Raw genomic sequence first — 21631 nt, forward strand, 5'->3', positions numbered from 1 at the left:
GCCATGACTGAGGCGAATGAAACCGCCACGCTCGGCGGCGGGTGTTTCTGGTGTCTCGAGGCGGTCTACGTCGATGTCGACGGTGTGAAATCCGTGGAATCGGGCTATGCCGGCGGCAGCACCGCGCATCCCACGTACGAGCAGGTCTGCGACGGCGGCACCGGGCACGCCGAGGTCGTCAAGGTCGAATTCGACCCCCTGAAGATCAGCTATCGCGAGATTCTGCAGATTTTCTTCTCGATCCACGACGCGACGCAGCTCAACCGCCAGGGCAACGATGTCGGTACCCAGTACCGCTCCGTCGTCTTCACGCATTCGGATGTGCAGCGCGAAACCGCGCTCGACGTGATCCGCGAACTCGAGCAGGAAGGTGTCTACGATCGGCCGATCGTGACGCAGGTCCAAGCGCTCGATGGCAACTACTGGCCGGCCGAGACGTATCATCAGAACTACTTCGCGCAACATCCGGAGCAGGGTTATTGCACCTTCGTGGTCGCGCCGAAAGTGGCAAAGTTTCGTGCCAAGTTTGCAAGCTGGATGCGCTCGGGCGCGTAGCCGGTAGCGAGCGTGCGGCCGGTGCGCGAGCGCCGGCCGCCGGCCCTCGATCGGGACCGGCTGGCCGGGCGCACGTTCGCTCAGGCCGCAAGGCCGTCGAAGCTGCCGGGCGCCGGTTCGTCGCGCAACCGCGCACAGGCTGCCGCGATTTCGCGCGCGAGCGCCGCACAGCTGAGCGGCGCGGATCCCTCTGCCTTATTGTTGGCGATGATCAGCACGGGCTGGCCAGCCAGGGCGTAGCGCGCGGCGAGTTCGGCCAGCGCTGCCCGCGTGGCCGGGTCTTCGTCCACGAGCCGGTTGAACGGCTCGTACTTGGCCTTCGCCTGCTCATACTTGAACCCGCTATGCAGGCTCCACCGCACGACGAGCGGCCCGGCCGGCTTCTCGCCATCGAGCAGCGCAAGCGCCGCAGCCTGGCGCAGCGGATCGGGCATGCGTGCGTGCAATCCCACGCAGTAGCGCACGCCACGCTCTCGCAGCATGCGGATGAGTCGCGGCGTAAGCAGGCACGCGTCGCGGATCTCGATGGCGTAGCAAGGCCCGTCGCCGGCCGGTGCGGCGCTACCGTCGCCGCTCGATGGCAGCGGCGGTAGCGCTGAAAAGAAGGCAGCCAGCCTTTCGATGAATGCGGCCGGCTCGGCGAGGATCCGCTCGGGCAACGGAGAAAACTGAAATACGAGCGCGCCGGCCTTGGCTCCCAGCCCCGCGAGGCACGGCTCGACGAATTCGGCGGCGGCCAGCTTCGCGTCCAGAAAGCAGGGGTTGTCGGCAATCGGCTCGCCCCGTTGCGCGCGCAGCGTCGCATCGGTCACCGAGGCCGGCGCCTTGACGATGAAGCGGAAGTCGTCGGGCACTTGCTGCGCGTAGCGCAGATATTCGGCAATCGAGAGCGGCGCGTAGAACGACCGGTCGATACTGACCGTGCGCAAGAGCGGATGGGCACCGTAGGCCGTAAGGCCGTCGCGGGAGAGCTTCGATTCGCTGTACGGTTCGCCGTACACGATGCCTTCCCACCCGGGAAACGACCATGAGGAAGTGCCGAGATGCACGTTCGGCGGCAAGCCGGCGGCTGCCTCGCGGGCTTCCTCGCCCGGCGCGGCCGGCAGGACTTCCTTGGCGCGCCGCTTCTTGCGCTCGGGACGCGGGGCGGCTGGATCCTCCGCCACGGGTTCGCGGGGGGAGGACTCGCCCGCCGCCAAGGGGGCGCCCGGCGGGACGTCGCCCGCCGAAGCCTTCCCGGGTGCCGGCAGTGCGCCGAACAGATCGAACTGAGGGTCTTGCTGATCGTCCATCGTGGCCGCGCCGGCGCACCGGGCGCGCACAGGTCTCAAAGCGGCCGATCGTACATGTAGCGGCGCGACCACGGCAAGGACTTCGCGCTGCCGCCCGCCTTGCGGCAAACGACCTGATAGATCGAGACGTCGTCGTGCTCGAACGCGTAGGAGCAACCCGCGAGGTAGACACGCCAGATGCGGAATTTTTCGTCGTCCACGAGCTTTCTTGCCTGCTCGGCGTGCGCCTCGAAGTTCTCGGTCCAGATATCGAGCGTGCGCGCATAGTGACGGCGCAGGCTCTCGACATCGACGGCCTCGAGCCCGCCGCGCTGCATCGATTCGAGCGCAAGGCTGATATGCGGCAGCTCACCGTCGGGGAAGACGTAACGGTCGATGAATTCACCGCCGCCGAGCGCCGTCTCGCCGCTGTCATAGTCAGACGAGGTAATGCCGTGGTTCATGGCTACGCCGTCGTCGGCCAGCAACTCGCGGATCTTGCCGAAATAGCCGGGCAGGTTTTTGCGGCCGACGTGCTCGAACATCCCGACGCTCGTGATACGGTCGAACTGGCCCTGCACGTCGCGGTAATCCTGCAGACGGATTTCGATCCGGTCAGCGAGGCCGGCGGCCCTGACGCGCTCCGTGGCGAGATCGAACTGGTTCTGCGAGAGTGTGACGCCCACGCAGCGCGCCCCGAACTTCTGTGCGGCACGCAGCACGAGCGCGCCCCATCCGCAGCCGATGTCGAGCAGGCGCTGGCCGGGTTGCACCTGGATCTTCGTCAGGATGTGATCGATCTTTTTCAACTGCGCCGTGGCCAGATCCTCGTCGCCGTTCTCGAAGTAGGCGCACGAATAGACCATATTCTCGTCGAGCCAGAGCCGGTAGAACTCGTTCGAGACGTCGTAGTGATACTGGATCGCCTTTTTATCCGACGTTTTGGTGTGATTGAAGTAGCGGCGCACGCGGGCGAGCTTGCTCGCGTTCGTGACCGTGCTGCGCGCGAGCGAATAGCCGATGTTGATGATGTCGGAGAGTTTCCCCTCGATATCGATCTTGCCCTTGACGTACGCCTCGCCAAGGTTGTCGAGACTCGGGTCGAGCAACAACGGTAACGCCGATGCAGTATTGACCTTCAGCGTGACCTGCGGCGCGGCGAAGCTGCCGAAATCATGCTGCTCGCCGTTCCATAACACGAGGCGCGCCGGCAGGTTTGTCTTCGTGCGCACATCGTCTACCCACTGAGCCAGCTTCTTTTCCCAGAACATGCGTGATTCTCCGTGTCCGTTGATATTAGAAGGACAGCAAAGCACCGTGTGCGGCACCCCCCGGGCACCGGCACGGCATGGACTTCGAAAACAATCTGCGCCGCGAGCGGGAACGGTGCTTCACGCGAACATCCGTTCATGCCCCCCGGCGGTCAGTCAAGGCGCAAGACGGCCGATGCTCCAGCGATCGTCGCTTTCGCGCGTGTACACAATGCGGTCGTGCAGCCGCGAGGGGCGGCCCTGCCAGAATTCGATCGTCCGCGGCACTAGGCGGTAGCCGCCCCAGTGCGGCGGACGCGGCGGGTGCTCGCCGAACTGCTCCGCGAATGCTTTTTCGCGCGCTTCGAGCTCGCCGCGATTCGCAATCGGACGGCTCTGATCCGAGGCCCATGCGCCGATGCGCGAGCCGAGCGGCCGCGACGCGAAATAGGCGTCGCTCTCGTCGACACCCGTCTTCTCGACCGTACCGTCCACGCGCACCTGGCGCTCGAGTTCGATCCAGTAAAACAGCAAACTCGCCTGCGGATTGACAGCGAGATCGCGGCCCTTACGGCTTTCGTAATTCGTATAGAACACAAACCCGCGTTTATCCACGCCCTTGATCAACAGGATACGCGCGGATGGCCGGCCGTGCTCGTCGGCCGTGGCGAGCGTCATCGTGTTCGGCTCGGGCAGCTGCGCGTCGAGCGCCTGCTGAAACCAGAGCTGGAACTGGCTGATCGGATCGCGATCCACGCTCGTTTCGTCGAGCGATCCACGCGCATAATCTTTGCGGAGTTCGGCAAGGGAAATCATTTCTTATGTGACCGCTTCAGTCGGCTCAGTATAGCCAAGGCCGGAAAAACGTGCGTGAACGTGTCACGTTGTCTTTTCGAAAGGAACGGCCGTGCGTGCCGATCGTGCACAATATGAGTTTTCGCGTCCCGACTTTGCTGAAAACCACGCATCATGCCCAGCACCCTGGCGACGAGCCCTGATCTTATCTCCGCGCGCGCGGCCGACCATGATCTCGATCAGGCCGATCGCGCGCGGCGCTTCGCCGGTGTGGCGAGGCTTTACGGCGCCCCCGCCCTGGCGGCCTTCGAGCGCGCGCACGTGGCCGTCATCGGCATCGGCGGCGTCGGCTCCTGGGTGGCCGAAGCGCTCGCGCGCAGCGCGATCGGCAGCTTGACGCTCGTCGATCTCGACAACGTTGCAGAAAGCAATACGAACCGGCAGATCCATGCGCTCGACGGCAATTACGGCAAGCCGAAAGTCGAGGCAATGGCCGAGCGCATCCGGCTCATCGACCGCGCGTGCGACGTACGGCTCGTCGAGGACTTCGTGGAGCCGGCGAATTTCGAGGCGCTGCTTGGCGGCGGCTTCGACTATGTCGTGGATGCGATCGACAGCGTGCGCACCAAAACGGCACTCATTGCGTGGTGCGTGCAAAAGGGGCAGCCGCTCATTACCGTGGGCGGGGCGGGCGGACAGCTCGATCCAACGCGCATCCGCATCGACGATCTCGCGCTGACGATTCAGGATCCGCTGCTCTCGAAGGTGCGCGGGCAACTGCGCAAGCACCACGGCTTTCCACGCGGGCCGAAAGCGAAGTTCAGGGTAAGCGCCGTCTATTCGGACGAACCGCTCATCTACCCCGAAGCGGCGGTGTGCGACATGGACGACGTGGCGCAGCATCTGGCAAGTTCGCCGGGCCACGCCGGCCCGGTCGGGCTGAACTGTGCCGGGTTCGGCTCGAGCGTGTGCGTGACGGGGAGCTTCGGGTTTGCCGCCGCCTCGCACGTGCTGCGTGCGCTTGCCAGGGCGGCGGGCTGAACAGTCCTTGCACGAGCCTGTCTGATTTCCTTCGTATTGCTTTCCAGGCTCTGACGTTTCCGAAGCGCCGTGCGTCAGTGCAATGTGGTGCTGAGCTTACGCCGCCACTCGGCGACGAGCTCGGGCCGATGCGACGCGAGATCGAAGACCGACAGCATCGTCTTGCGCCCGATATCGTCGCGGAATGCGCGATCGCGCTTGACGATCTCGAGCAGGTGGGCGAGGGCGGCTTCGTAGTCGCGCCGCGCGATCAGTGCGCTCGCGAGATCGAACTGCGCCTCGAGATCGGCCGGATTGGCCGCCACGCGCGCTTCGAGCGCGTCGGTGGGAGGCAGTTCGGCCGCCGCGTCGAGTGCGTCGAGGCGCGTTTTCAGCGTGTTGTAGCGCACGTCGATGCCTTGCCGCGTCTTGGGCGAGAGCAGCTCGTCCTCCTTGCGGGCTTCGTCGACGCGCTCCTCGTCGAGCAGTAGCTCGATGAGGTCGAGCCGCGCCTCGTCGAAACCGGGGTCGAGCGCCAGCGCCGCCTTCAGATGGTCGAACGCGGCGTCGAGCCGGTGGGTCTCGAGCGCGTCGAGCGCGCGCTGGCGCTCGACTTCGGCCGGATTCGGCACCAACTGATCGATGAACGCACGCAGCTGCCCCTCCGGCAGCACGCCGATGAACTGGTCGACGGGCTGTCCGTTGGTGAAGGCGACGACGTGCGGAATGCTGCGAACCTGAAAATGTGCCGCGAGCTGCGGGTCTTCGTCGACGTTGACCTTCACGAGCCGCCATTTTCCGCCCTGTTCCTGCTCGAGTTTCTCGAGCAGCGGGCCCAGCGTCTTGCAGGGGCCGCACCACGGCGCCCAGAAGTCGACGAGGACGGGTGCGAGCTTCGATGCTTCGATCACGTCCCTTTCGAAGGTGGCCAAAGTGGTGTTCATCGCTTCCTCGTTTGCTATGGACCGGTTGAATAGATGAGGTTCGCTCCGATCATTTCAAGATCCGGCCTGCGGTATGGCGGGGGGCGGCTTACCGGTGCGGCTTTTCGGGCAGCGGTATCCACTCCGTTTCGCCGGGCACCTTGCCCATTTCCTGCTTCGTCCAGGCTGCTTTGGCCTGAGCGATGCGCTCGCGCGAGCTGCTCACGAAATTCCACTCGATGAAACGCTCGCCGGGCAGCTTCGCCCCGCCGAGCAGCATCACGGTGGCGCCCGTGCGGCTTGCGAGCGTGGCCGTTTCTCCCGGCGTCAGCACGGCCATGTGGGCCGGCTCGAGCGGTTCTCCGTCGATCGCGAGGTCGCCGTCGACGAGGTAGACGCCGCGTTCTTCGTGCTCGGGTTCGAGCGCGAGCGCACCGCAGGGCTCGAATTCGGCGGCGGCGTAAAGCGTCGGCGAGAACGTGGTGACGGGCGAGCGCGCGCCAAACGCCTCGCCCGCAATGACGGTGAGCGTCACGCCGCTGCGCTCGATCTTGGGCAGCGTCGCGGCGGCGTGGTGCTCGAATGCCGGATCGGCCTCCTCGTGCTCGACGGGCAGCGCGACCCAGGTCTGAATACCGTGCATCGTGCCGCCGGCCGCGCGTACCTCGTCCGGGGTGCGCTCGGAATGGACGATTCCGCGGCCCGCGGTCATCCAGTTCACGTCGCCCGGCACGATCTTCTGGGCCGAGCCGAGGCTGTCGCGATGAAAGATCGCGCCTTCGAACAGGTAGGTGACGGTAGCCAGCCCGATGTGCGGGTGCGGGCGGACGTCGAGCCCCGTGCCCGGCGCAAAGGCGGCGGGGCCCATGTGGTCGAAGAAGATGAACGGCCCGACGAGCCGGGCGGCGAGCGCCGGCAGCACGCGCCGCACGGCGAATCCGCCGATGTCGCGGGTCGAGGGTTTCAGAACGGTTTTGATCGAGTCAGGCATGCGGGAGTCCGGACGGGCGCGACGATGCGCCGATTCTACCGTCGCCAGCGCTCGTGCGCCCGTTCGCGGTCTGGCCGCGCGACCCGCCCACCCGTCGTCAGGTCATGCGGTTCTTGGCAAGCGGCGGGTTCGCCGCGAAATAGCGCCTGATGCCCTTCAGGATCGCGCTCGCCATCTCGCTGCGGTAGCTGTCGTCGTTCAGCCGCGCCTCTTCCTCGGGATTGCTGATGAAGGCCGTCTCGACGAGGATCGACGGAATGTCGGGGGCCTTGAGCACGGCGAATCCGGCCTGCTCGACGGAGCCCTTGTGCAGCTTGTTGATGCCGCCGATTTCGCGCAGCACGAACGAACCGTAGCGCAGCGAGTCGCGGATCTGCGCCGTCGTCGACATGTCGAAGAGCGCGCGATTGACGGCCTCGTCCTGCGTCTTGACGTTGATTCCGCCGATCAGATCGGAGGCGTTCTCCTTGTTCGCCATCCAGCGCGCCGCCGCGCTCGACGCGCCGTGGTCCGACAGCGCGAACACCGACGAGCCGCGCGCGGAAGGCGTCGTGAACGCATCGGCATGGATCGAGACGAACAGGTCCGCCCCGACGCGGCGCGCCTTTTGCACCCGCACGTTGAGCGGCACGAAGAAATCGGCGTCGCGCGTCATCATGGCGCGCATATTCGGCTGAGCGTCGATCATGGCGCGCAGCTTCTTCGCGACGTCGAGCGCGACGTGCTTCTCGTAGGTGCCCGCGCTGCCGATGGCGCCCGGGTCTTCGCCGCCGTGCCCGGGGTCGATCGCCACCGTAAGCAGGCGCACGGTGCGGCCAGCCTTGGGCGAGGAGAACGGATAGGCGTCGCCGTCGAGTCCGTCGTCGCCTTTGCGCGCGTAGGCGTTCTCGCCCGATCCGCCGCCGGGTGCGGGCGTGGGGGCACCGTTGTCTTTGCCGCGCCCCGTGGGCGGCTGGCGTTTCGTGCGCCCGCTGCCCGCGGGCGCCTCGGCCGGCGCGCTTTGCGCATAACGCTGAAAGAAGGCGTCGCTGTTGTCGGCCGCGGGCGGCGCGGTCGGGCCGGCGAGGGGCGCCGGCGCAAGCGTTTCCGGCAGGCCCGGGCTTTCGTTGAGCTGCTTTTCCTTGTGTTCCGTTTGCGCGAGCAGATCCATGAGCGGGTCCGGCGCCACAGTCGGATAGAGATCGAGCACGAGCCGGTAACGATAGTTGCCCACGGGCGGCAGCGAAAACACCTGCGGCTTCACCGAGCCTTTGAGATCGAATACGAGCCGCACGACGTGCGGCTGAAACTGGCCCACGCGCACCGCGCGGATCTGCGGGTCGTTAGGGGTGATCTTCGAGACGAGGTCGCGCAGCGCCTGATCGAGATCGAGGCCGCTCAGATCGACCACGAGCCGGTCGGGGCCCTGCAGCAGTTGCTGCGAGTTTTGCAGCGGCTGATCGGATTCGATCGTCACGCGTGTGTAGTCGCGCGCGGGCCATACACGTACGCCGAGCACCGAGCTCGCATAGGCCGCGCGCGGCGCGACGAGCGGCGCGGCCAGGCCCAGCAGGAGCGTCGAGGCGCCCGCCCGCAGCATCTGGCGCCGGCGCCAGTTGTGCGAAGCGGTGGCGGCGGACTCGATCGAACGGAACGGCTTGATCAACATCTTTCGAGACATTCTTTTCCTGATTCGCTGTAGGCATGCGCGTCGAGCCGGCGGCGCTCGCCGTCCGTATCGAGCGCGAAGACGAGATCGGGTACGCCAAGGAGCCCGCCGGCCTTTTGCGGCCATTCGACGAGACAGATGGCCCCCGAATCGAAATACTCGCGAAAGCCGGCATCGGCCCACTCGGCCGGATCGGCGAAACGATAGAGGTCGAAGTGATAAACCTCGAGCTCGCCGCTCTCGCGCTCGAGCGCGTAAGGTTCGACCAGCGTGTAAGTGGGGCTTCTCACGCGGCCCTTGTGTCCGAGGCCCGCGAGCGTTGCGCGCACGAGCGTGGTCTTGCCGGCGCCGAGCTCCCCGAGCAGCTGAACCTGTAAGCCTTGAAAGCCGGGGCGTATGCGCACGGCGTCGATCGCCTGCGCGAAACGGGCGCCGAACGCTTCGGTGGCCGCCAGGTCCTCCAGCGTGAAGTGCCGCTCGAGCAGGGCGCTCGCGGGCAGCGGAAGCGAGGGATCGGGCGCCACGGGCATTCTCGTAAAATAGCGTGATGAATCAATGTCCGGAACACGCCGCCAAGGGCGGCCGCGCGAATCCGTGCGATACGGCCGCGGCGCGGCAGGACGTCTCGCGCGCCGACGACGCGCATGACGTTCGAGCGAACCGTCTCGACGACGCGACGCTCGCCGCGCTCGCGCAGCGCATCAAGGCGTGGGGACGCGAGCTCGGTTTCGGCGCGCTCGGCATCAGCGACACCGATCTGTCGAGCGCCGAAGCGGGGCTTGCTGCCTGGCTCGAGGCCGGCTGCCACGGCGAAATGGATTATATGGCCAAACATGGCACCAAACGCGCGCGCCCGGCCGAGCTTGTGGCCGGCACGCGACGCGTGATTACGGCGCGCATGGCCTACATGCCCGCCTCGGTGCTGGCCCCGGCCGCATCCGGCGATGCTTCGGCCGCCGCGGCTCCGCAGGACTGGCGCGCGCGCGAACGGGCGCGTCTGGCGGACCCGTCGGCAGCAGTCGTGTCGATCTACGCGCGCGGCCGCGACTATCACAAGGTGATGCGCCAACGGCTGCAGCGGCTCGCGGAACGCATCGAGCAAGAAGTCGGACCGTACGGCTATCGGGTCTTCACCGATTCGGCGCCCGTGCTCGAAGTCGAACTCGCGCAGAAGTCGCAGATCGGCTGGCGCGGCAAGCACACGTTGTTGCTCGAGCGCGACGCGGGTTCGCTGTTCTTTCTCGGCGAGATCTACGTCGATCTGCCGCTGCCCGTCGACGCCCCTTCGACGGGCACGGCCGACGAGGCATCGGCAGTTGCGGCCGCGCCCGCTCAAGCGCCCGCGCGCGCGGCGGGCGCGCACTGCGGCCATTGCACGCGCTGCATCGAGGCCTGCCCGACCGGTGCGATTGTCGCGCCTTACCGCGTGGATGCGCGCCGCTGCATCTCCTATCTCACGATCGAGCTCGCCGGCAGCATTCCGGAGCCGCTGCGGCCGCTGATCGGCAACCGCGTCTACGGCTGCGACGACTGCCAGCTCGCATGCCCGTGGAACAAGTTCGCACAGGCGGCGCCCGTCGACGATTTCGACGTGCGCCACGGCCTCGACCGGGCCACGCTCGTCGAGCTGTTCGAATGGAGTGCCGAGACGTTCGATGCGAGGATGCAGGGTAGCGCGATTCGCCGGATCGGCTACGAGCGCTGGCTGCGCAACGTCGCGGTCGGGCTCGGCAACGCACTGCGCAGCGCGAGCCCGACCGCGCTCGCGGCGGGCGAACGCGAACGGATCGTCGCGGCGTTGCGCGGCCGGGCCGACGACGAGTCGCCGCTCGTGCGCGAACATGTCCTTTGGGCGCTCGCGGCCGCTTGAATGCGCGCGGTGCTTCGGGCGAGAATCGCAGTCAAAGGAGGCAGTGCATGCACAACGTCGTGATCGCGGCGCCGTTCGGCAAGGTCGGCATCGATGTCGACGATGCCGCCGGCGTCGTGCGGCTCATCGAATATCTGCCGCACACGGTGCCGGATGCCAAGCCGCAGTCCGAATTGGCCCGGTGCGCTGCGCGGCAGATCGAGCGCTACTTCGCCGAGTCCGACGCACCGTTCGACTTGCCGCTCGCCGATGTCGGCACCGCGTTTCAGCGGCGCGTGTGGGCCGCCATTCGCGCGATTCCGGCCGGCAGCGTGCAGACCTATGGCGAGCTGGCCCGAGCCGCGGGCGGCGCGGTGCCGCGGGCGGTCGGCCAGGCCTGCGGCGACAACCCGTTCCCGATCGTCATTCCGTGCCATCGCGTCGTCGCGGCTCAGGGGCTCGGCGGTTTTGCGCATCACGCGGAGGACGGCTTTCATCTGCGCGTGAAGCGCTGGCTTCTCGCGCACGAAAGCGCGCAGCAGGCGCTGGCCCTATGAGCGAACACCTGACGGAAGACCCGCGCGAAGCGACGATCGATACTTCGGCGAGCCAGCACTCGATCGACGCGTTTTGCGACGCGCTCTGGCTCGAGCACGGTCTTGCACGCAACACGCTCGATGCCTATCGGCGCGATCTGCAGCTTTTCGCGCAATGGCTCGCGCGCCAGCACGGGCTTGCCATCGATGCCGCGCACGAAGCGCACCTGAACGGCTATCTGGCCGCGCGCAGCGACGGCAAGGCCACCTCGGCGAACCGGCGCTTGTCGGTATTCCGGCGCTATTACGCGTGGGCGATGCGCGAGCATCGCGCCCAGGTGGATCCGACGCTCAAGATCCGCTCGGCGAAGCAGCCGCCGCGTTTTCCGTCCACGCTGGGCGAAGCGCAGGTGGAAGCGCTGCTGGGTGCGCCCGATATCGACACGCCGCTCGGCTTGCGCGATCGCACGATGCTTGAGCTGATGTATGCGAGCGGGTTGCGCGTGAGCGAGCTCGTGACGCTGAAGACGGTCGAAGTCGGGCTCAACGAGGGCGTCGTGCGTGTGATGGGCAAGGGGTCGAAAGAGCGTCTCGTGCCGTTCGGAGAAGAGGCGCACGACTGGATCGCGCGCTATCTGCGCGCGGCGCGCGGCGCGCTGCTGGGCGAGCGCGCGTGCGATGCCCTTTTCGTGACCCAGCGCGGGGAAGGCATGACGCGCCAGCAGTTCTGGAACATCATCAAGCGCCATGCGCGCGCCGCCGACATCCGCGCGCCGCTCTCGCCGCACACGCTGCGCCACGCCTTCGCCACGCATCTGCTCAATCACGGCGCGGATCTGCGCGTGGTACAGCTGCTGCTCGGCCATGCGGACATCTCGACGACCCAGATCTACACGCACGTGGCGCGCGAGCGTCTCAAGACGTTGCATGCGGTGCACCATCCGCGCGGCTGACGGCCGCGGGTGGCCGCGCGGGTGGCCGCATGGCGCCGCCGCAGGCCGGGCAGCCGTTACAATGCGCCGATGAGCAAAACCAAACACGTTTCGGAAACGCCGGCGACGCAGATGCTGCGCCGCCATGGCGTGAGTTTCGGGGAACACCCTTACGAGTATGTCGAGCACGGAGGCACGGCGGAGTCGGCACGGCAACTCGGCGTGGACGAGCACTGCGTCGTCAAGACGCTCGTCATGGAAGACGAGCACGCCAAGCCGCTCATCGTCCTGATGCACGGCGACCGCTCCGTATCGACGAAAAACCTCGCCCGCCAGATCGGGGCGAAGCGCGTCGAGCCCTGCAAGCCCGAGGTCGCGAACCGGCACTCGGGCTATCTCGTAGGCGGGACCTCACCGTTCGGCATCAAAAAAGCGATGCCGATCTACGTGGAAGCGAGCATTCTCGAGCTCGATTCGATCTACCTGAACGGCGGCCGGCGCGGCTATCTCGTCAACCTGGCGCCGTCGGTGCTGACCGAGTTGCTGAAGGCGCGTCCGGTGCACTGCGCAAGCACCGATTGAGCGGCGCGCGCCGTTCTGTAGAATGTGCGCCGCGCGGTGCGGATCGTCGCGGCCGGCTGCGAGCCGGCTGCCCGCGCCGGTGCTTTCGTCCTCACGCCATTCGTTGAAAGAGCTTGCCCATGGAAATGCTCGTTGCCGCGGTCGCGGCCTATCTGATCGGTTCGGTATCGTTTGCCGTGATCGTCAGCGCCGCGATGGGTCTGGCAGACCCGCGCTCGTACGGTTCGAAGAACCCCGGCGCAACCAACGTGCTCAGAAGCGGCAACAAGAAGGCGGCGATTCTCACGTTGATCGGCGATGCCTTCAAGGGATGGCTGGCCGTTTGGCTGGCGGCGCACTTCGGCCCGCGCTACGGGCTTGACGACAACGCGGTCGCCCTCGTCACGTTCGCCGTATTCCTCGGCCATCTCTATCCGGTCTTCTTCAAGTTCAAGGGCGGCAAGGGGGTGGCGACGGCCGCGGGCGTGCTGTTGGCGATCGACCCGCTGCTCGGCCTCGGCACGGTGCTCGTATGGCTGCTGGTTGCCTTCGTCTCGCGCTATTCGTCGCTCGCCGCGCTCATCGCGGCCGCATTCGCGCCGCTCGCCGACATCTTCCTCTTTGGCCCGAACGCGATCGCGTGGGCCGTGTTCGCAATGAGCGCGCTGCTGGTATGGCGTCACCGCGGCAATATCGCCAAGCTGATTGCCGGAAAGGAAAGCCGCATCGGCGAGAAAAAGCAGCCCGTGGGGCATGACGAGCACGGGCACGCCGCGCGGGCGCGCAAGCATTGAGGGGCGCGGCCGTCAGACCGCGCCCGCGCGTTAGTCGCGGAAGTTGTTGAAGTCGAGCGGCGTATCGGTGACGTCCTTGCGCAGCATCGCGATCACGCCCTGAAGGTCGTCGCGCTTGGCGCCCGTCACGCGCACGGCGTCGCCCTGAATGCTCGCCTGCACTTTGATCTTGCTGTCCTTCACGAGCCTGACGATTTTCTTTGCTAGATCGCCCGATACGCCCTTTTTCACGGTGACGACCTGCTTCACTTTGTCGCCGCCGATCTTCTCGATCTTGCCGTAGTCGAGAAAGCGCACGTCGACACTGCGCTTGGCCATTTTCGCGACGAGCACGTCTTTCACTTGGCCGAGTTTGAACTCGTCGTCGGCGAACATCGTGAGTTCGCGCTCTTTCTGCTCCACGCGGGCATCGGAGCCCTTGAAGTCGAAACGCGTCGAAATCTCCTTGTTGGATTGTTCGACCGCGTTTTTGACTTCGACCATATTGGCTTCGCAGACGACATCGAACGAAGGCATGCTGTATCTCCCAGGTTGAGGCATCGGTGGGGCGCGGCGCCGAGCGCTCGCCCCACTCGCTATAATCACGGACCGAACGCCATTCTACCGATCCCGTCCTCTTTTGCCCAAGCCGGCGCCGCGTTCTCGTCGCCGCAGGGAAACGTTGCTCGATGCCCCCGACCGATTCCGTCGCTTTTATTTCAGACTATTCGCTTCGCGCCCACAACACGTTCGGCTTCGACGTCCGAGCCCGGCTCGCATGCCGCGTGGAGACCCCGGAGCAGTTCGTGCAGGCAGCTCGCGAGGCGCGCCGTGCGGGGATGAGCCGGCTTGTGCTCGGCGGCGGCAGCAATGTCGTTTTCACGCGCGATTTCGAGGGGCTCGTCATGCTCGTCGGATCGTCGGGCAAGCGCGTCGTGCGCGAAGACAGCGAGGCGTGGTACGTCGAGGCGAGCGCAGGCGAGAACTGGCACGCATTCGTGGCCTGGACGCTCGAGGCGGGCATGGCCGGGCTTGAAAACCTGGCACTGATTCCCGGTACTGTCGGCGCCGCACCGATCCAGAACATCGGCGCTTATGGGCTCGAAATGGTCGAACGTTTTTCGTCGCTGCGCGCGATTGAGCTCGATACGGGCGAGTGCGTCGAATTCGATGCGGCGGCCTGTGCGTTCGGCTATCGCGACAGTTTTTTCAAGCGGGCGGGGCGTGATCGCTTCGCAATCGCGTCGGTCACGTTTCGTTTGCCGAAGGCGTGGGCGCCGCGTGCCGGGTACGCCGATGTCGCACGAGAGCTCGAGGCGCAAGGCGCCGCGCCAGCGCCCCGTGCGATCTTCGACGCCGTCGTGGCCGTGCGTCGCGCCAAGCTGCCCGATCCGCTCGTGCTAGGCAACGCGGGCAGCTTCTTCAAGAACCCCGTCGTCGACGCCGCGACGTTCGAGGCATTGCGCGCCCAGGCTCCGCAGGCCGTCGCGTATCCCCAGCAGGATGGGCGCGTGAAGCTCGCCGCCGGCTGGTTGATCGATCGCTGCGGCTGGAAGGGGCGCGCGCTGGGCAATGCGGCCGTACATGAGAGACAGGCGCTCGTGCTCGTCAATCGCGGCGGCGCCACAGGAGCCGATGTACTCGCGCTCGCACGCGCGATTCAAGCCGATGTGCGCGAGCGTTTCGGCGTCGAGCTCGAGCCGGAGCCGCTCGTGGTTTGAACGGGTGAGCGCGGGAGGGAGGGCGGCACGGCGCTCGCGCGGTTCCGCCTTCTCGGCCACTATGAAATGCCCCGTTCGAGACGGGGCATTTTTCGACCGGCGTGCGTGCCGGGCGGATTACCGATGGATTACCGGGCGGCCTGGCGCGCAGCCATAGGGGTGCGCGATGTAGGTGCCCGATGTGGGCGCTCAATGCGCGAGCTTGCCTAGCAGCAGGAATTCCATCAGCGCCTTTTGCACGTGCAGGCGGTTTTCCGCTTCGTCCCAGACGACGCTTTGCGGGCCGTCGATCACCTCCGCGCTGACTTCCTCGCCGCGGTGTGCGGGCAGGCAGTGCATGAAGAGTGCGTCGGGGTTGGCGCGGCTCATCATCTGAACATCGACGCACCAGTCGGCGAACGCGGTCTTGCGCGCCTCGTTCTCCGCCTCGAAGCCCATGCTGGTCCAGACGTCGGTGGTCACGAGATCGGCGCCGTGGCAGGCCTCGTGCGGATCGGAGAACTCCTCGTACGCGGCACTGGTTTCGGGGGCGACGAGGGACTGATCGAGCTTGTACCCGGCCGGCGTGGACACGCGCAGCTTGAATCCAAGGATATGGGCTGCCTCGATCCAGGTGTAGAGCATGTTGTTGGCGTCGCCGACCCACGCGACCGTCTTGCCGGCGATCGGCCCGCGGTGCTCGTAGAACGTGAAAATATCGGCGAGCACCTGGCACGGGTGATACTCGTTCGTGAGCCCGTTGATGACGGGTACGCGCGAATTTTCGGCGAAGCGTCGGATGATGTCCTGCCCGAAGGTGCGGATCATGATGATATCCACCATTCGGGAAATGACCTGGGCCGCGTCTTCGATCGGCTCGCCGCGGCCGAGCTGCGTGTCGCGCGTGCTCATGAATACCGCGTGGCCGCCCAGTTGGAAGATACCCGCTTCGAACGACAGGCGCGTGCGCGTCGAATGCTTCTCGAAGATCATTGCGAGCGTGCGGTCGTGCAGCGGGTGGTGCGTTTCATAGTTCTTGAACTTGCGCTTCAGGATGCGAGCGCGTTCGAGCACGTACTCGTAGTCTTCGAGCGAGAAGTCGTTGAACTGCAGGTAGTGGCGAATTTTTTTGTCGGACATGAAACAAATACGGCGGACTGACCCGGCCGAAGAGCCGGACGGCGCCGCCGTCGATGTGATAACTGGTTGCAGCATAAAGGATTTCCGCAGCTTTGACGAGCCGGCCCCAAACCTGCTGCAGTGAGGCTGCCCCGCTTGTGTGCGGTGCGGAAAAGGGGCGTCTGCGGTATAATCCGCGAGTTCTTTCGAGCCCGGCGGGCAAGCTTCGGGCACGTCACACGGGTTTTCCTACATGGCCGAAGCACCCTTCACCGAGTATTTCATTCAGGGCATCACCAAGGACGGAAGGAAATTTCGGCCGAGCGACTGGTCGGAACGTCTCGCTGGTGTAATGGCCTGCTATGGTCCCGGTGTCAGAGGGCCCAACGCCCGTCTTCAGTACTCCCGCTACGTCCGTCCGACGATGCTCGGCGATCTCAAATGCGTCATTCTGGATTCGCGCCTGCGCGAGATCGAGCCGATGGCTTTCGATTTCGTCATGAACTTCGCGAAGGACAACGGCCTCGTCGTTACCGAGGCCTGCGAGTTGCCGGACGATCACGCCGCCACCCGGCGCGCAGGCTGACTACGCGCGAACCGGCGGGGCGGGAGCGCGTCCCCTTCGAAGCGTAAGCGGCAAAAGAAAAAAGCCAGCATTTCGACAATGCTGGCTTTTTTATGGGCACATCGGCCGTTCGCGACGACGGCCGAGAGGGCGCACGGCGTGTGGCGCCGTGCAATGCGCGACGCCGTTTTGCCTGGCGGGCTTGCCGGTCGCTCCTCTGCCGGTTGCTAGCGGGTTGCTTGCTGGTTGCTAGCGGGTTGCTTGCTGGTTGCTTGCTGGTTGCTTGTTAGGCGGCAGCCGGCTGCAGCGCCTTGATGGCGGCAGCGAGGCGGCTCTTGTGGCGAGCGGCCTTGTTCTTGTGAACGATCTTCTTGTCCGCAATGATGTCGAGCGTTTTGGTCGACAGGCGGAAGACCTCGGCGGCCTTGGCCTGGTCGCCGGCTTCGATCGCCTTGCGAACAGCCTTGATTGCCGTGCGGTACTTCGAGCGCAGTGCCGAGTTATGCGAGTTTGCCTTCGCGGCTTGGCGGGCGCGCTTGCGTGCTTGTGCGGAGTTAGCCATGAGAGTTCCTTGTCCTGTACTGTTTCCCGGTGCTCGGACAGACGTCCTTCGAGCGCCGTTTTTCGATCCAAACCTCCGGGAGCGGTTGCCCGGGGGCGCAAAAACATCGGCGAAGCGTGTTCGCGAAGCGCCGAACAGCCCACGGCGGCGGTGCCGCCGCGAGCACAGCGCCTGTGGGCACCGCGCACCGCACTCTGCCCACACCGGCAAGCCTTGGCGGGCCGAAAGAACGTGGACGAGCTTCGAAACGCGCGAGTATAGCAACAAAATCAGATAGATGGCAAGCGCGGCGGGCTGCCCGGTGTCCCCGCGACGCGCTGGCGCCCCGCGGGGACACCGGGGGTGGGCAGGGCGCGAGCGTCCGTTTTTGCACAAGGGCGGGCACTTTCGTCCGGCTGGCGGGACAAATGGTGCCCGTATAATAGGCGCCCCATGAATCTGATCCGAGCCCTGCTGACGGTCAGCGGTTTCACGCTGCTTTCGCGCGTGACCGGCCTGATCCGCGAGACGTTGATCGCGCGCGCTTTTGGTGCAAGCGCCTACACCGACGCATTCTACGTCGCTTTCCGCATTCCCAACCTGCTGCGGCGCCTGTCCGCCGAGGGGGCGTTTTCGCAGGCCTTCGTGCCGATCCTCGCCGAGTTCAAAAACAACCAGGGGCACGACGCGACGAAAGCGCTCGTCGATGCCATGTCGACCGTCCTCGCCTGGGCGCTGGCGGCGCTCTCGGTCGTAGGCATGCTGGGTGCCGCGTGGGTCGTGCTCGGCGTTGCCTCGGGCCTGAGAGCCGAAGGGGGCGCTTTCGCGTTAGCCGTTGCGATGACGCGGATCATGTTTCCATACATCGTCTTCATCTCGCTCACGACGCTGGCGTCCGGCGTGCTCAACACCTATGGCAGTTTTTCGCTGCCGGCGTTTGCGCCGGTGTTGCTCAACCTTTCCTTCATCGCCGCGGCCGTATTCGTCGCGCCGCATCTGAAGGTGCCCGTATTCGCGCTCGCGTGGGCCGTTATTGTGGGCGGCGTGCTGCAATTCGCCGTGCAATGGCCCGGTCTGCATAAGATCGACATGGCTCCGCGCATCGGTCTGAACCCGTTTGCCGCGCTCGCGCACCCCGGGGTCAAGCGCGTGCTCGTGAAGATGGTGCCGGCCACGTTCGCCGTTTCGGTCGCGCAACTGAGCCTCATCATCAATACCAACATCGCGTCGCGGCTCGGCCCCGGCGCCGTGTCGTGGATCAACTACGCCGACCGCCTCATGGAATTTCCGACGGCGCTGCTCGGCGTGGCGCTGGGCACGATTTTGCTGCCGAGCCTGTCGAAGGCGCATGTCGATGCCGATTCGCATGAGTATTCGGCGCTGCTCGACTGGGGCTTGCGTGTCACGTTCCTGCTCGCGGCCCCGAGCGCGCTCGCGCTCTTTTTCTTCGCGGAACCGCTCACGGCCACGCTCTTCAACTACGGCCGCTTCGATGCGCATTCGGTCGTGATGGTAGGGCGCGCGCTGGCTGCTTACGGGGTCGGCCTCATCGGCCTCATCCTGATCAAGATCCTGGCGCCGGGCTTCTACGCGAAGCAGGACATCAAGACGCCCGTGAAGATCGGCGTGGGCGTACTGATTGCGACACAGCTCGGCAACCTCGTTTTCGTGCCGGTATTCGCGCACGCCGGGCTCACGCTCAGCGTCGGGCTCGGCGCTTGCGTCAATGCGCTGTTGTTGTTCGCCGGATTGCGCCGGCGCGGCATCTACTCGCCGTCGCATGGATGGGCGCTCTTTTTCGCGCAGCTTGCCGGCGCGTCGCTCGTGCTCGCTGGCGCGATGCATTGGGCCGCAGTGAACTTCGACTGGACGGGCCTGCATGCACGGCCGCTCGCGCGCATCGCGCTGCTCGGCGCCTGCATTGTGCTGTTCGCCGCACTATATTTCGGTATGCTCGGGCTGATGGGATTCAAATACGCGTACTTCAGAAGGCGTGCCAAGTGACGGTCATGACATCTGTACTCGATTACTTCGCCACCCTCGTCGCGGACGACGACAGCCTGCCGCTGACGGAGACGGCGCTCTCGCTCGCGCAGGACACGTACCCCGACCTCGATCTGCAAGGCACGCAGGCCGAGCTCGACGAACTGGCGCTGCGGCTCAAACGGCGGTTGCCGGACAACGCGAGCCTCACCGACAAGATCGGCTCGCTCAATCGCTTCTTCTTTCGCGAACTAGGCTTCGCCGGCAACCTCAACGACTACTACGACCCCGACAACAGCCATCTGAACGTCGTTCTCAAGCGGCGGCGCGGCATCCCGATTTCGCTCGCCGTCCTCTATATGGAGCTCGGAGAGCAGATCGGCGTGCCGGTAATGGGTGTGTCGTTTCCGGGGCACTTCCTGCTGCGCGTGACGTTGCCCGAAGGCGAGGTGATTCTCGATCCCACCACGGGGCAGTCTCTCTCGGAAGCGCAGATGGTCGACATGCTCGAGCCGTATCTGTCGCACGCCGGCGATTCGCTCGGCGGCGCCTTGCGCATGCTGCTCCAGCCCGCCACGGGGCGCGAGATCGTCGCGCGCATGTTGCGCAACCTGAAAGCGATCTATCTGCAGACCGAGCGCTGGCAGCGCCTGCTCGGCGTGCAGCAGCGGCTCGTCATCCTGCTGCCGGACAATATCGAGGAAGTGCGCGACCGCGGGTTCGCATACGCGCGCCTGGACTACCTGCGGCCCGCGCTCGAAGACCTGGAGCGCTACCTCGACGACAGACCCGACGCAGAAGATGCGACGACCGTCGAATCGCAACTGCACGAGTTGCGCCAGCGAACGAATCACGGCGACGATTGAAGGGGTTGCCGCTCGACCGGCCAGCTTCTTCGTCGTGCGCGAACGCCCGCGCGCGGGCGTCGTTCCTGTTCGTCGCAATATTCCGGTTTCAGGTGCGCGGCTGCCTTGCTTCAACTGCCTTATTTCGGCTGCATGCGGATGGCGCCGTCGAGCCGGATCACTTCACCGTTGAGCATCGCGTTGTCGAAGATCTGCTTGACGAGCATCGCGTACTCGGCCGGCTTGCCGAGCCGCGGCGGGAAGGGGACCATCGCGCCGAGCGAATCCTGTACCTCCTTCGGCATGCCGAGCAGCATCGGCGTCTCGAAGATGCCGGGCGCGATGGTCATGACGCGAATGCCGTTGCGTGAAAGATCGCGCGCGAGCGGTAGCGTCATCCCGGCCACGCCGCTCTTCGACGCGGCATAGGCGGCTTGGCCGACCTGGCCGTCGAATGCGGCCACCGAGGCGGTGTTGACGATGACGCCGCGCTCGCCGGCCGCGTTCGGCGCATTCTTTGCCATGGCCGCGGCCGCGAGCCGCAGTACGTTGAAGGTGCCGATCAGGTTGATTTCGACCGTGCGGCGGAACAGCTCGAGCGGATGCGGGCCTTCCTTGCCGACCGTTTTCGCGGCGGGGGCGACGCCAGCGCAATTGACGAGGCCGGCGAGCGTGCCGAGCGCCGTTGCGGCTTCGACTGCTCGCGTCGCGTCTTCCTCGCGGCTCACGTCGCACCGGACGAACGCGCCGCCGAGTTCTGCCGCGAGCGCTTGCCCGGACGTCTCGTTCAGGTCGGCGAGCACGACCTTGCCGCCATGCTCGGCGATGAGGCGAGCCGTCGCGGCCCCCAGGCCCGATGCGCCACCGGTGATCAAAAATGCGTTGCCGCGAATCTCCATGCTCGAACTCCTTTGCGTATGAACGAAGTGGGCGTCCGGAACCTGCACGGCTCGTGACTGTGCGCGACGCCGGACCGCCGACGATTTTAATCGTTCGCCGCCAAGAAAAAACCCGCCGGCGAGGGCGGGTCGTTCGGTTTCGGTGCGAGGCGGCTTTACTTCAGCGCTTCGAACACACGCTGACGAATTTCGTCGACGGAGCCGAGGCCGGAGATCCGGCGGTATGCCGGCGCCTCGAGGCCGTTCTCGGGGCCGCGCTCGGCCCATTGCCGGTAATAGTCGACAAGCGGCTTCGTCTGCGCAACGTAGACATCGAGACGCTTCTTGACGGTCTCTTCCTTGTCGTCGTCCCGCTGCACGAGCGGCTCGCCCGTCAGGTCGTCCTTGCCTTCGACCTTCGGCGGGTTGAACTTGACGTGATAGGTGCGGCCCGAAGCCGCGTGCGTACGCCGGCCGCTCATGCGCGTGACGATCTCGTCGAACGGCACGTCGATCTCGAGCACGTAATCGATGGCGACGCCGGCCTGCTTCATCGCTTCTGCCTGCGGCAGCGTGCGCGGAAAACCGTCGAAGAGGTAACCGTTGGCGCAATCGGCTTCGAGCAGGCGTTCTTTCACGAGGCCGATGATGAGCGCATCCGGCACGAGTTCGCCGGCATCCATGAATCGCTTCGCCTCGACGCCAAGCGGCGTGCCGGCCTTGACCGCCGCGCGCAGCATGTCACCGGTCGAAATCTGCGGAATCCCGAATTTTTCCTTGATGAAGTTCGCCTGAGTGCCCTTTCCGGCGCCGGGTGCACCCAACAGGATCAAACGCATGGTGATATCTCCGAATTGTATGGGAATGCTGCGGCGCGAAAATCAAAACGCATCGAC

At 65.7% G+C, this 21631-nt stretch carries 23 protein-coding genes; 11 read left to right on the forward strand and 12 right to left on the reverse strand.

The window, feature by feature from the left end:
* Window positions 1-3: 3 nt before the first annotated feature.
* A complete protein-coding gene (msrA, locus tag U0034_RS13690) occupies window positions 4-555 on the forward strand; it encodes a peptide-methionine (S)-S-oxide reductase MsrA (RefSeq protein ID WP_085230371.1) in 552 nt (183 codons plus the stop codon).
* Window positions 556-635: 80 nt separating this feature from the next.
* Here msrA and U0034_RS13695 read toward each other — a convergent pair whose 3' ends face one another.
* The 3 genes from U0034_RS13695 to pdxH all read right to left on the reverse strand — a co-directional run bounded on the left by U0034_RS13695 (window position 636) and on the right by pdxH (window position 3892).
* Window positions 636-1847, reverse strand: a complete 1212-nt coding sequence (locus U0034_RS13695; protein ID WP_085230413.1) for a DUF72 domain-containing protein — start codon at window positions 1845-1847, stop codon at window positions 636-638.
* A gap of 35 nt (window positions 1848-1882) precedes the next feature.
* Complete coding sequence (locus U0034_RS13700; RefSeq protein ID WP_085230370.1) at window positions 1883-3097, reverse strand: SAM-dependent methyltransferase; 1215 nt, start codon at window positions 3095-3097, stop codon at window positions 1883-1885.
* Window positions 3098-3253: 156 nt separating this feature from the next.
* Window positions 3254-3892 carry a pyridoxamine 5'-phosphate oxidase gene (gene pdxH / locus U0034_RS13705; protein ID WP_085230369.1) on the reverse strand — a complete coding sequence of 213 codons (639 nt, stop codon included), beginning with the start codon at window positions 3890-3892 and terminating at the stop codon, window positions 3254-3256.
* Between the two features lie 153 nt (window positions 3893-4045).
* Here pdxH and U0034_RS13710 point away from each other — a divergent pair, with 153 nt between their 5' ends.
* A complete protein-coding gene (locus U0034_RS13710; RefSeq protein WP_085230368.1) occupies window positions 4046-4912 on the forward strand; it encodes a tRNA threonylcarbamoyladenosine dehydratase in 867 nt (288 codons plus the stop codon).
* 74 nt (window positions 4913-4986) lie between these two features.
* On the opposite strand, the gene trxA is transcribed toward U0034_RS13710, so the two are convergent.
* The 4 genes from trxA to tsaE all read right to left on the reverse strand — a co-directional run bounded on the left by trxA (window position 4987) and on the right by tsaE (window position 8983).
* Window positions 4987-5835 carry a thioredoxin gene (trxA, locus tag U0034_RS13715; protein ID WP_085230367.1) on the reverse strand — a complete coding sequence of 283 codons (849 nt, stop codon included), beginning with the start codon at window positions 5833-5835 and terminating at the stop codon, window positions 4987-4989.
* Between the two features lie 88 nt (window positions 5836-5923).
* On the reverse strand, window positions 5924-6805 hold the full coding sequence (locus U0034_RS13720; protein ID WP_085230366.1) for a pirin family protein: 882 nt from the start codon (window positions 6803-6805) through the stop codon (window positions 5924-5926).
* Between the two features lie 97 nt (window positions 6806-6902).
* Window positions 6903-8465 (reverse strand): N-acetylmuramoyl-L-alanine amidase, encoded by a 1563-nt coding sequence (locus tag U0034_RS13725; protein WP_085230365.1) that lies wholly within the window; start codon window positions 8463-8465, stop codon window positions 6903-6905.
* Window positions 8447-8983: a tRNA (adenosine(37)-N6)-threonylcarbamoyltransferase complex ATPase subunit type 1 TsaE gene (gene tsaE / locus U0034_RS13730; protein ID WP_085230364.1), complete on the reverse strand. Its 537-nt coding sequence runs from the start codon at window positions 8981-8983 to the stop codon at window positions 8447-8449. Before tsaE ends, U0034_RS13725 begins: the two co-directional genes overlap by 19 nt.
* 17 nt (window positions 8984-9000) lie before the next feature.
* On the opposite strand from tsaE, the gene queG reads away from it, so the two are divergent.
* From queG to plsY, 5 genes are all read left to right on the forward strand, one after another.
* Window positions 9001-10323: a tRNA epoxyqueuosine(34) reductase QueG gene (gene queG / locus U0034_RS13735; protein ID WP_085230363.1), complete on the forward strand. Its 1323-nt coding sequence runs from the start codon at window positions 9001-9003 to the stop codon at window positions 10321-10323.
* 47 nt (window positions 10324-10370) lie between these two features.
* A complete protein-coding gene (locus U0034_RS13740) occupies window positions 10371-10859 on the forward strand; it encodes a methylated-DNA--[protein]-cysteine S-methyltransferase (protein ID WP_085230362.1) in 489 nt (162 codons plus the stop codon).
* Window positions 10856-11791, forward strand: a complete 936-nt coding sequence (gene xerD, locus U0034_RS13745) for a site-specific tyrosine recombinase XerD (protein ID WP_085230361.1) — start codon at window positions 10856-10858, stop codon at window positions 11789-11791. The genes U0034_RS13740 and xerD overlap by 4 nt, the downstream gene beginning before the upstream one ends.
* Window positions 11792-11860: 69 nt before the next feature.
* The gene (gene ybaK, locus U0034_RS13750; RefSeq protein ID WP_085230412.1) at window positions 11861-12352 is read left to right on the forward strand and encodes a Cys-tRNA(Pro) deacylase; all 492 of its coding nucleotides are present in this window, start codon (window positions 11861-11863) and stop codon (window positions 12350-12352) included.
* A 119-nt stretch (window positions 12353-12471) separates the two neighbouring features.
* Window positions 12472-13125 (forward strand): glycerol-3-phosphate 1-O-acyltransferase PlsY, encoded by a 654-nt coding sequence (gene plsY / locus U0034_RS13755; protein WP_085230360.1) that lies wholly within the window; start codon window positions 12472-12474, stop codon window positions 13123-13125.
* A gap of 30 nt (window positions 13126-13155) precedes the next feature.
* On the opposite strand, the gene U0034_RS13760 is transcribed toward plsY, so the two are convergent.
* The gene (locus tag U0034_RS13760; RefSeq protein ID WP_085230359.1) at window positions 13156-13641 is read right to left on the reverse strand and encodes a YajQ family cyclic di-GMP-binding protein; all 486 of its coding nucleotides are present in this window, start codon (window positions 13639-13641) and stop codon (window positions 13156-13158) included.
* A gap of 152 nt (window positions 13642-13793) precedes the next feature.
* On the opposite strand from U0034_RS13760, the gene murB reads away from it, so the two are divergent.
* Entirely contained in the window at window positions 13794-14825 is a 1032-nt protein-coding gene (gene murB / locus U0034_RS13765; RefSeq protein ID WP_085230358.1) for a UDP-N-acetylmuramate dehydrogenase, read from the forward strand.
* 189 nt (window positions 14826-15014) lie between these two features.
* Here murB and argF read toward each other — a convergent pair whose 3' ends face one another.
* Window positions 15015-15944 (reverse strand): ornithine carbamoyltransferase, encoded by a 930-nt coding sequence (argF, locus tag U0034_RS13770; RefSeq protein ID WP_085230357.1) that lies wholly within the window; start codon window positions 15942-15944, stop codon window positions 15015-15017.
* 232 nt (window positions 15945-16176) lie between these two features.
* On the opposite strand from argF, the gene U0034_RS13775 reads away from it, so the two are divergent.
* Window positions 16177-16509 (forward strand): DUF3579 domain-containing protein, encoded by a 333-nt coding sequence (locus U0034_RS13775; RefSeq protein WP_085230356.1) that lies wholly within the window; start codon window positions 16177-16179, stop codon window positions 16507-16509.
* Between the two features lie 265 nt (window positions 16510-16774).
* Here U0034_RS13775 and rpsT read toward each other — a convergent pair whose 3' ends face one another.
* Complete coding sequence (gene rpsT / locus U0034_RS13780) at window positions 16775-17050, reverse strand: 30S ribosomal protein S20 (protein WP_085230355.1); 276 nt, start codon at window positions 17048-17050, stop codon at window positions 16775-16777.
* Window positions 17051-17482: 432 nt separating this feature from the next.
* On the opposite strand from rpsT, the gene murJ reads away from it, so the two are divergent.
* Entirely contained in the window at window positions 17483-19033 is a 1551-nt protein-coding gene (gene murJ, locus U0034_RS13785; RefSeq protein ID WP_085230354.1) for a murein biosynthesis integral membrane protein MurJ, read from the forward strand.
* Window positions 19034-19038: 5 nt separating this feature from the next.
* On the forward strand, window positions 19039-19878 hold the full coding sequence (locus U0034_RS13790) for a SirB1 family protein (protein WP_085230411.1): 840 nt from the start codon (window positions 19039-19041) through the stop codon (window positions 19876-19878).
* A 119-nt stretch (window positions 19879-19997) separates the two neighbouring features.
* On the opposite strand, the gene U0034_RS13795 is transcribed toward U0034_RS13790, so the two are convergent.
* Both U0034_RS13795 and adk read right to left on the reverse strand, forming a co-directional pair.
* Complete coding sequence (locus U0034_RS13795) at window positions 19998-20756, reverse strand: SDR family NAD(P)-dependent oxidoreductase (RefSeq protein WP_085230353.1); 759 nt, start codon at window positions 20754-20756, stop codon at window positions 19998-20000.
* Window positions 20757-20911: 155 nt separating this feature from the next.
* A complete protein-coding gene (adk, locus tag U0034_RS13800) occupies window positions 20912-21574 on the reverse strand; it encodes an adenylate kinase (RefSeq protein ID WP_085230352.1) in 663 nt (220 codons plus the stop codon).
* Between the last annotated feature and the right edge of the window lie 57 nt (window positions 21575-21631).

The sequence above is a fragment of the Trinickia caryophylli genome (assembly GCF_034424545.1).
Taxonomy (GTDB): domain Bacteria; phylum Pseudomonadota; class Gammaproteobacteria; order Burkholderiales; family Burkholderiaceae; genus Trinickia; species Trinickia caryophylli.

Bases quoted from the DNA above. Each gene is read 5' to 3' on its own strand.
- pdxH (WP_085230369.1), bottom strand. From the start codon at position 3,892: ATGATTTCCCTTGCCGAACTCCGCAAAGATTATGCGCGTGGATCGCTC.
- xerD (WP_085230361.1), top strand. From the start codon at position 10,856: ATGAGCGAACACCTGACGGAAGACCCGCGCGAAGCGACGATCGATACT.
- queG (WP_085230363.1), top strand. From the start codon at position 9,001: ATGAATCAATGTCCGGAACACGCCGCCAAGGGCGGCCGCGCGAATCCG.
- U0034_RS13760 (WP_085230359.1), bottom strand. From the start codon at position 13,641: ATGCCTTCGTTCGATGTCGTCTGCGAAGCCAATATGGTCGAAGTCAAA.
- plsY (WP_085230360.1), top strand. From the start codon at position 12,472: ATGGAAATGCTCGTTGCCGCGGTCGCGGCCTATCTGATCGGTTCGGTA.
- murJ (WP_085230354.1), top strand. From the start codon at position 17,483: ATGAATCTGATCCGAGCCCTGCTGACGGTCAGCGGTTTCACGCTGCTT.
- adk (WP_085230352.1), bottom strand. From the start codon at position 21,574: ATGCGTTTGATCCTGTTGGGTGCACCCGGCGCCGGAAAGGGCACTCAG.
- U0034_RS13775 (WP_085230356.1), top strand. From the start codon at position 16,177: ATGGCCGAAGCACCCTTCACCGAGTATTTCATTCAGGGCATCACCAAG.
- murB (WP_085230358.1), top strand. From the start codon at position 13,794: ATGCCCCCGACCGATTCCGTCGCTTTTATTTCAGACTATTCGCTTCGC.
- argF (WP_085230357.1), bottom strand. From the start codon at position 15,944: ATGTCCGACAAAAAAATTCGCCACTACCTGCAGTTCAACGACTTCTCG.
- trxA (WP_085230367.1), bottom strand. From the start codon at position 5,835: ATGAACACCACTTTGGCCACCTTCGAAAGGGACGTGATCGAAGCATCG.
- msrA (WP_085230371.1), top strand. From the start codon at position 4: ATGACTGAGGCGAATGAAACCGCCACGCTCGGCGGCGGGTGTTTCTGG.
- U0034_RS13795 (WP_085230353.1), bottom strand. From the start codon at position 20,756: ATGGAGATTCGCGGCAACGCATTTTTGATCACCGGTGGCGCATCGGGC.
- U0034_RS13710 (WP_085230368.1), top strand. From the start codon at position 4,046: ATGCCCAGCACCCTGGCGACGAGCCCTGATCTTATCTCCGCGCGCGCG.
- rpsT (WP_085230355.1), bottom strand. From the start codon at position 17,050: ATGGCTAACTCCGCACAAGCACGCAAGCGCGCCCGCCAAGCCGCGAAG.
- U0034_RS13740 (WP_085230362.1), top strand. From the start codon at position 10,371: ATGCACAACGTCGTGATCGCGGCGCCGTTCGGCAAGGTCGGCATCGAT.
- U0034_RS13720 (WP_085230366.1), bottom strand. From the start codon at position 6,805: ATGCCTGACTCGATCAAAACCGTTCTGAAACCCTCGACCCGCGACATC.
- U0034_RS13700 (WP_085230370.1), bottom strand. From the start codon at position 3,097: ATGTTCTGGGAAAAGAAGCTGGCTCAGTGGGTAGACGATGTGCGCACG.
- U0034_RS13790 (WP_085230411.1), top strand. From the start codon at position 19,039: ATGACATCTGTACTCGATTACTTCGCCACCCTCGTCGCGGACGACGAC.
- U0034_RS13725 (WP_085230365.1), bottom strand. From the start codon at position 8,465: ATGTCTCGAAAGATGTTGATCAAGCCGTTCCGTTCGATCGAGTCCGCC.
- tsaE (WP_085230364.1), bottom strand. From the start codon at position 8,983: ATGCCCGTGGCGCCCGATCCCTCGCTTCCGCTGCCCGCGAGCGCCCTG.
- U0034_RS13695 (WP_085230413.1), bottom strand. From the start codon at position 1,847: ATGGACGATCAGCAAGACCCTCAGTTCGATCTGTTCGGCGCACTGCCG.
- ybaK (WP_085230412.1), top strand. From the start codon at position 11,861: ATGAGCAAAACCAAACACGTTTCGGAAACGCCGGCGACGCAGATGCTG.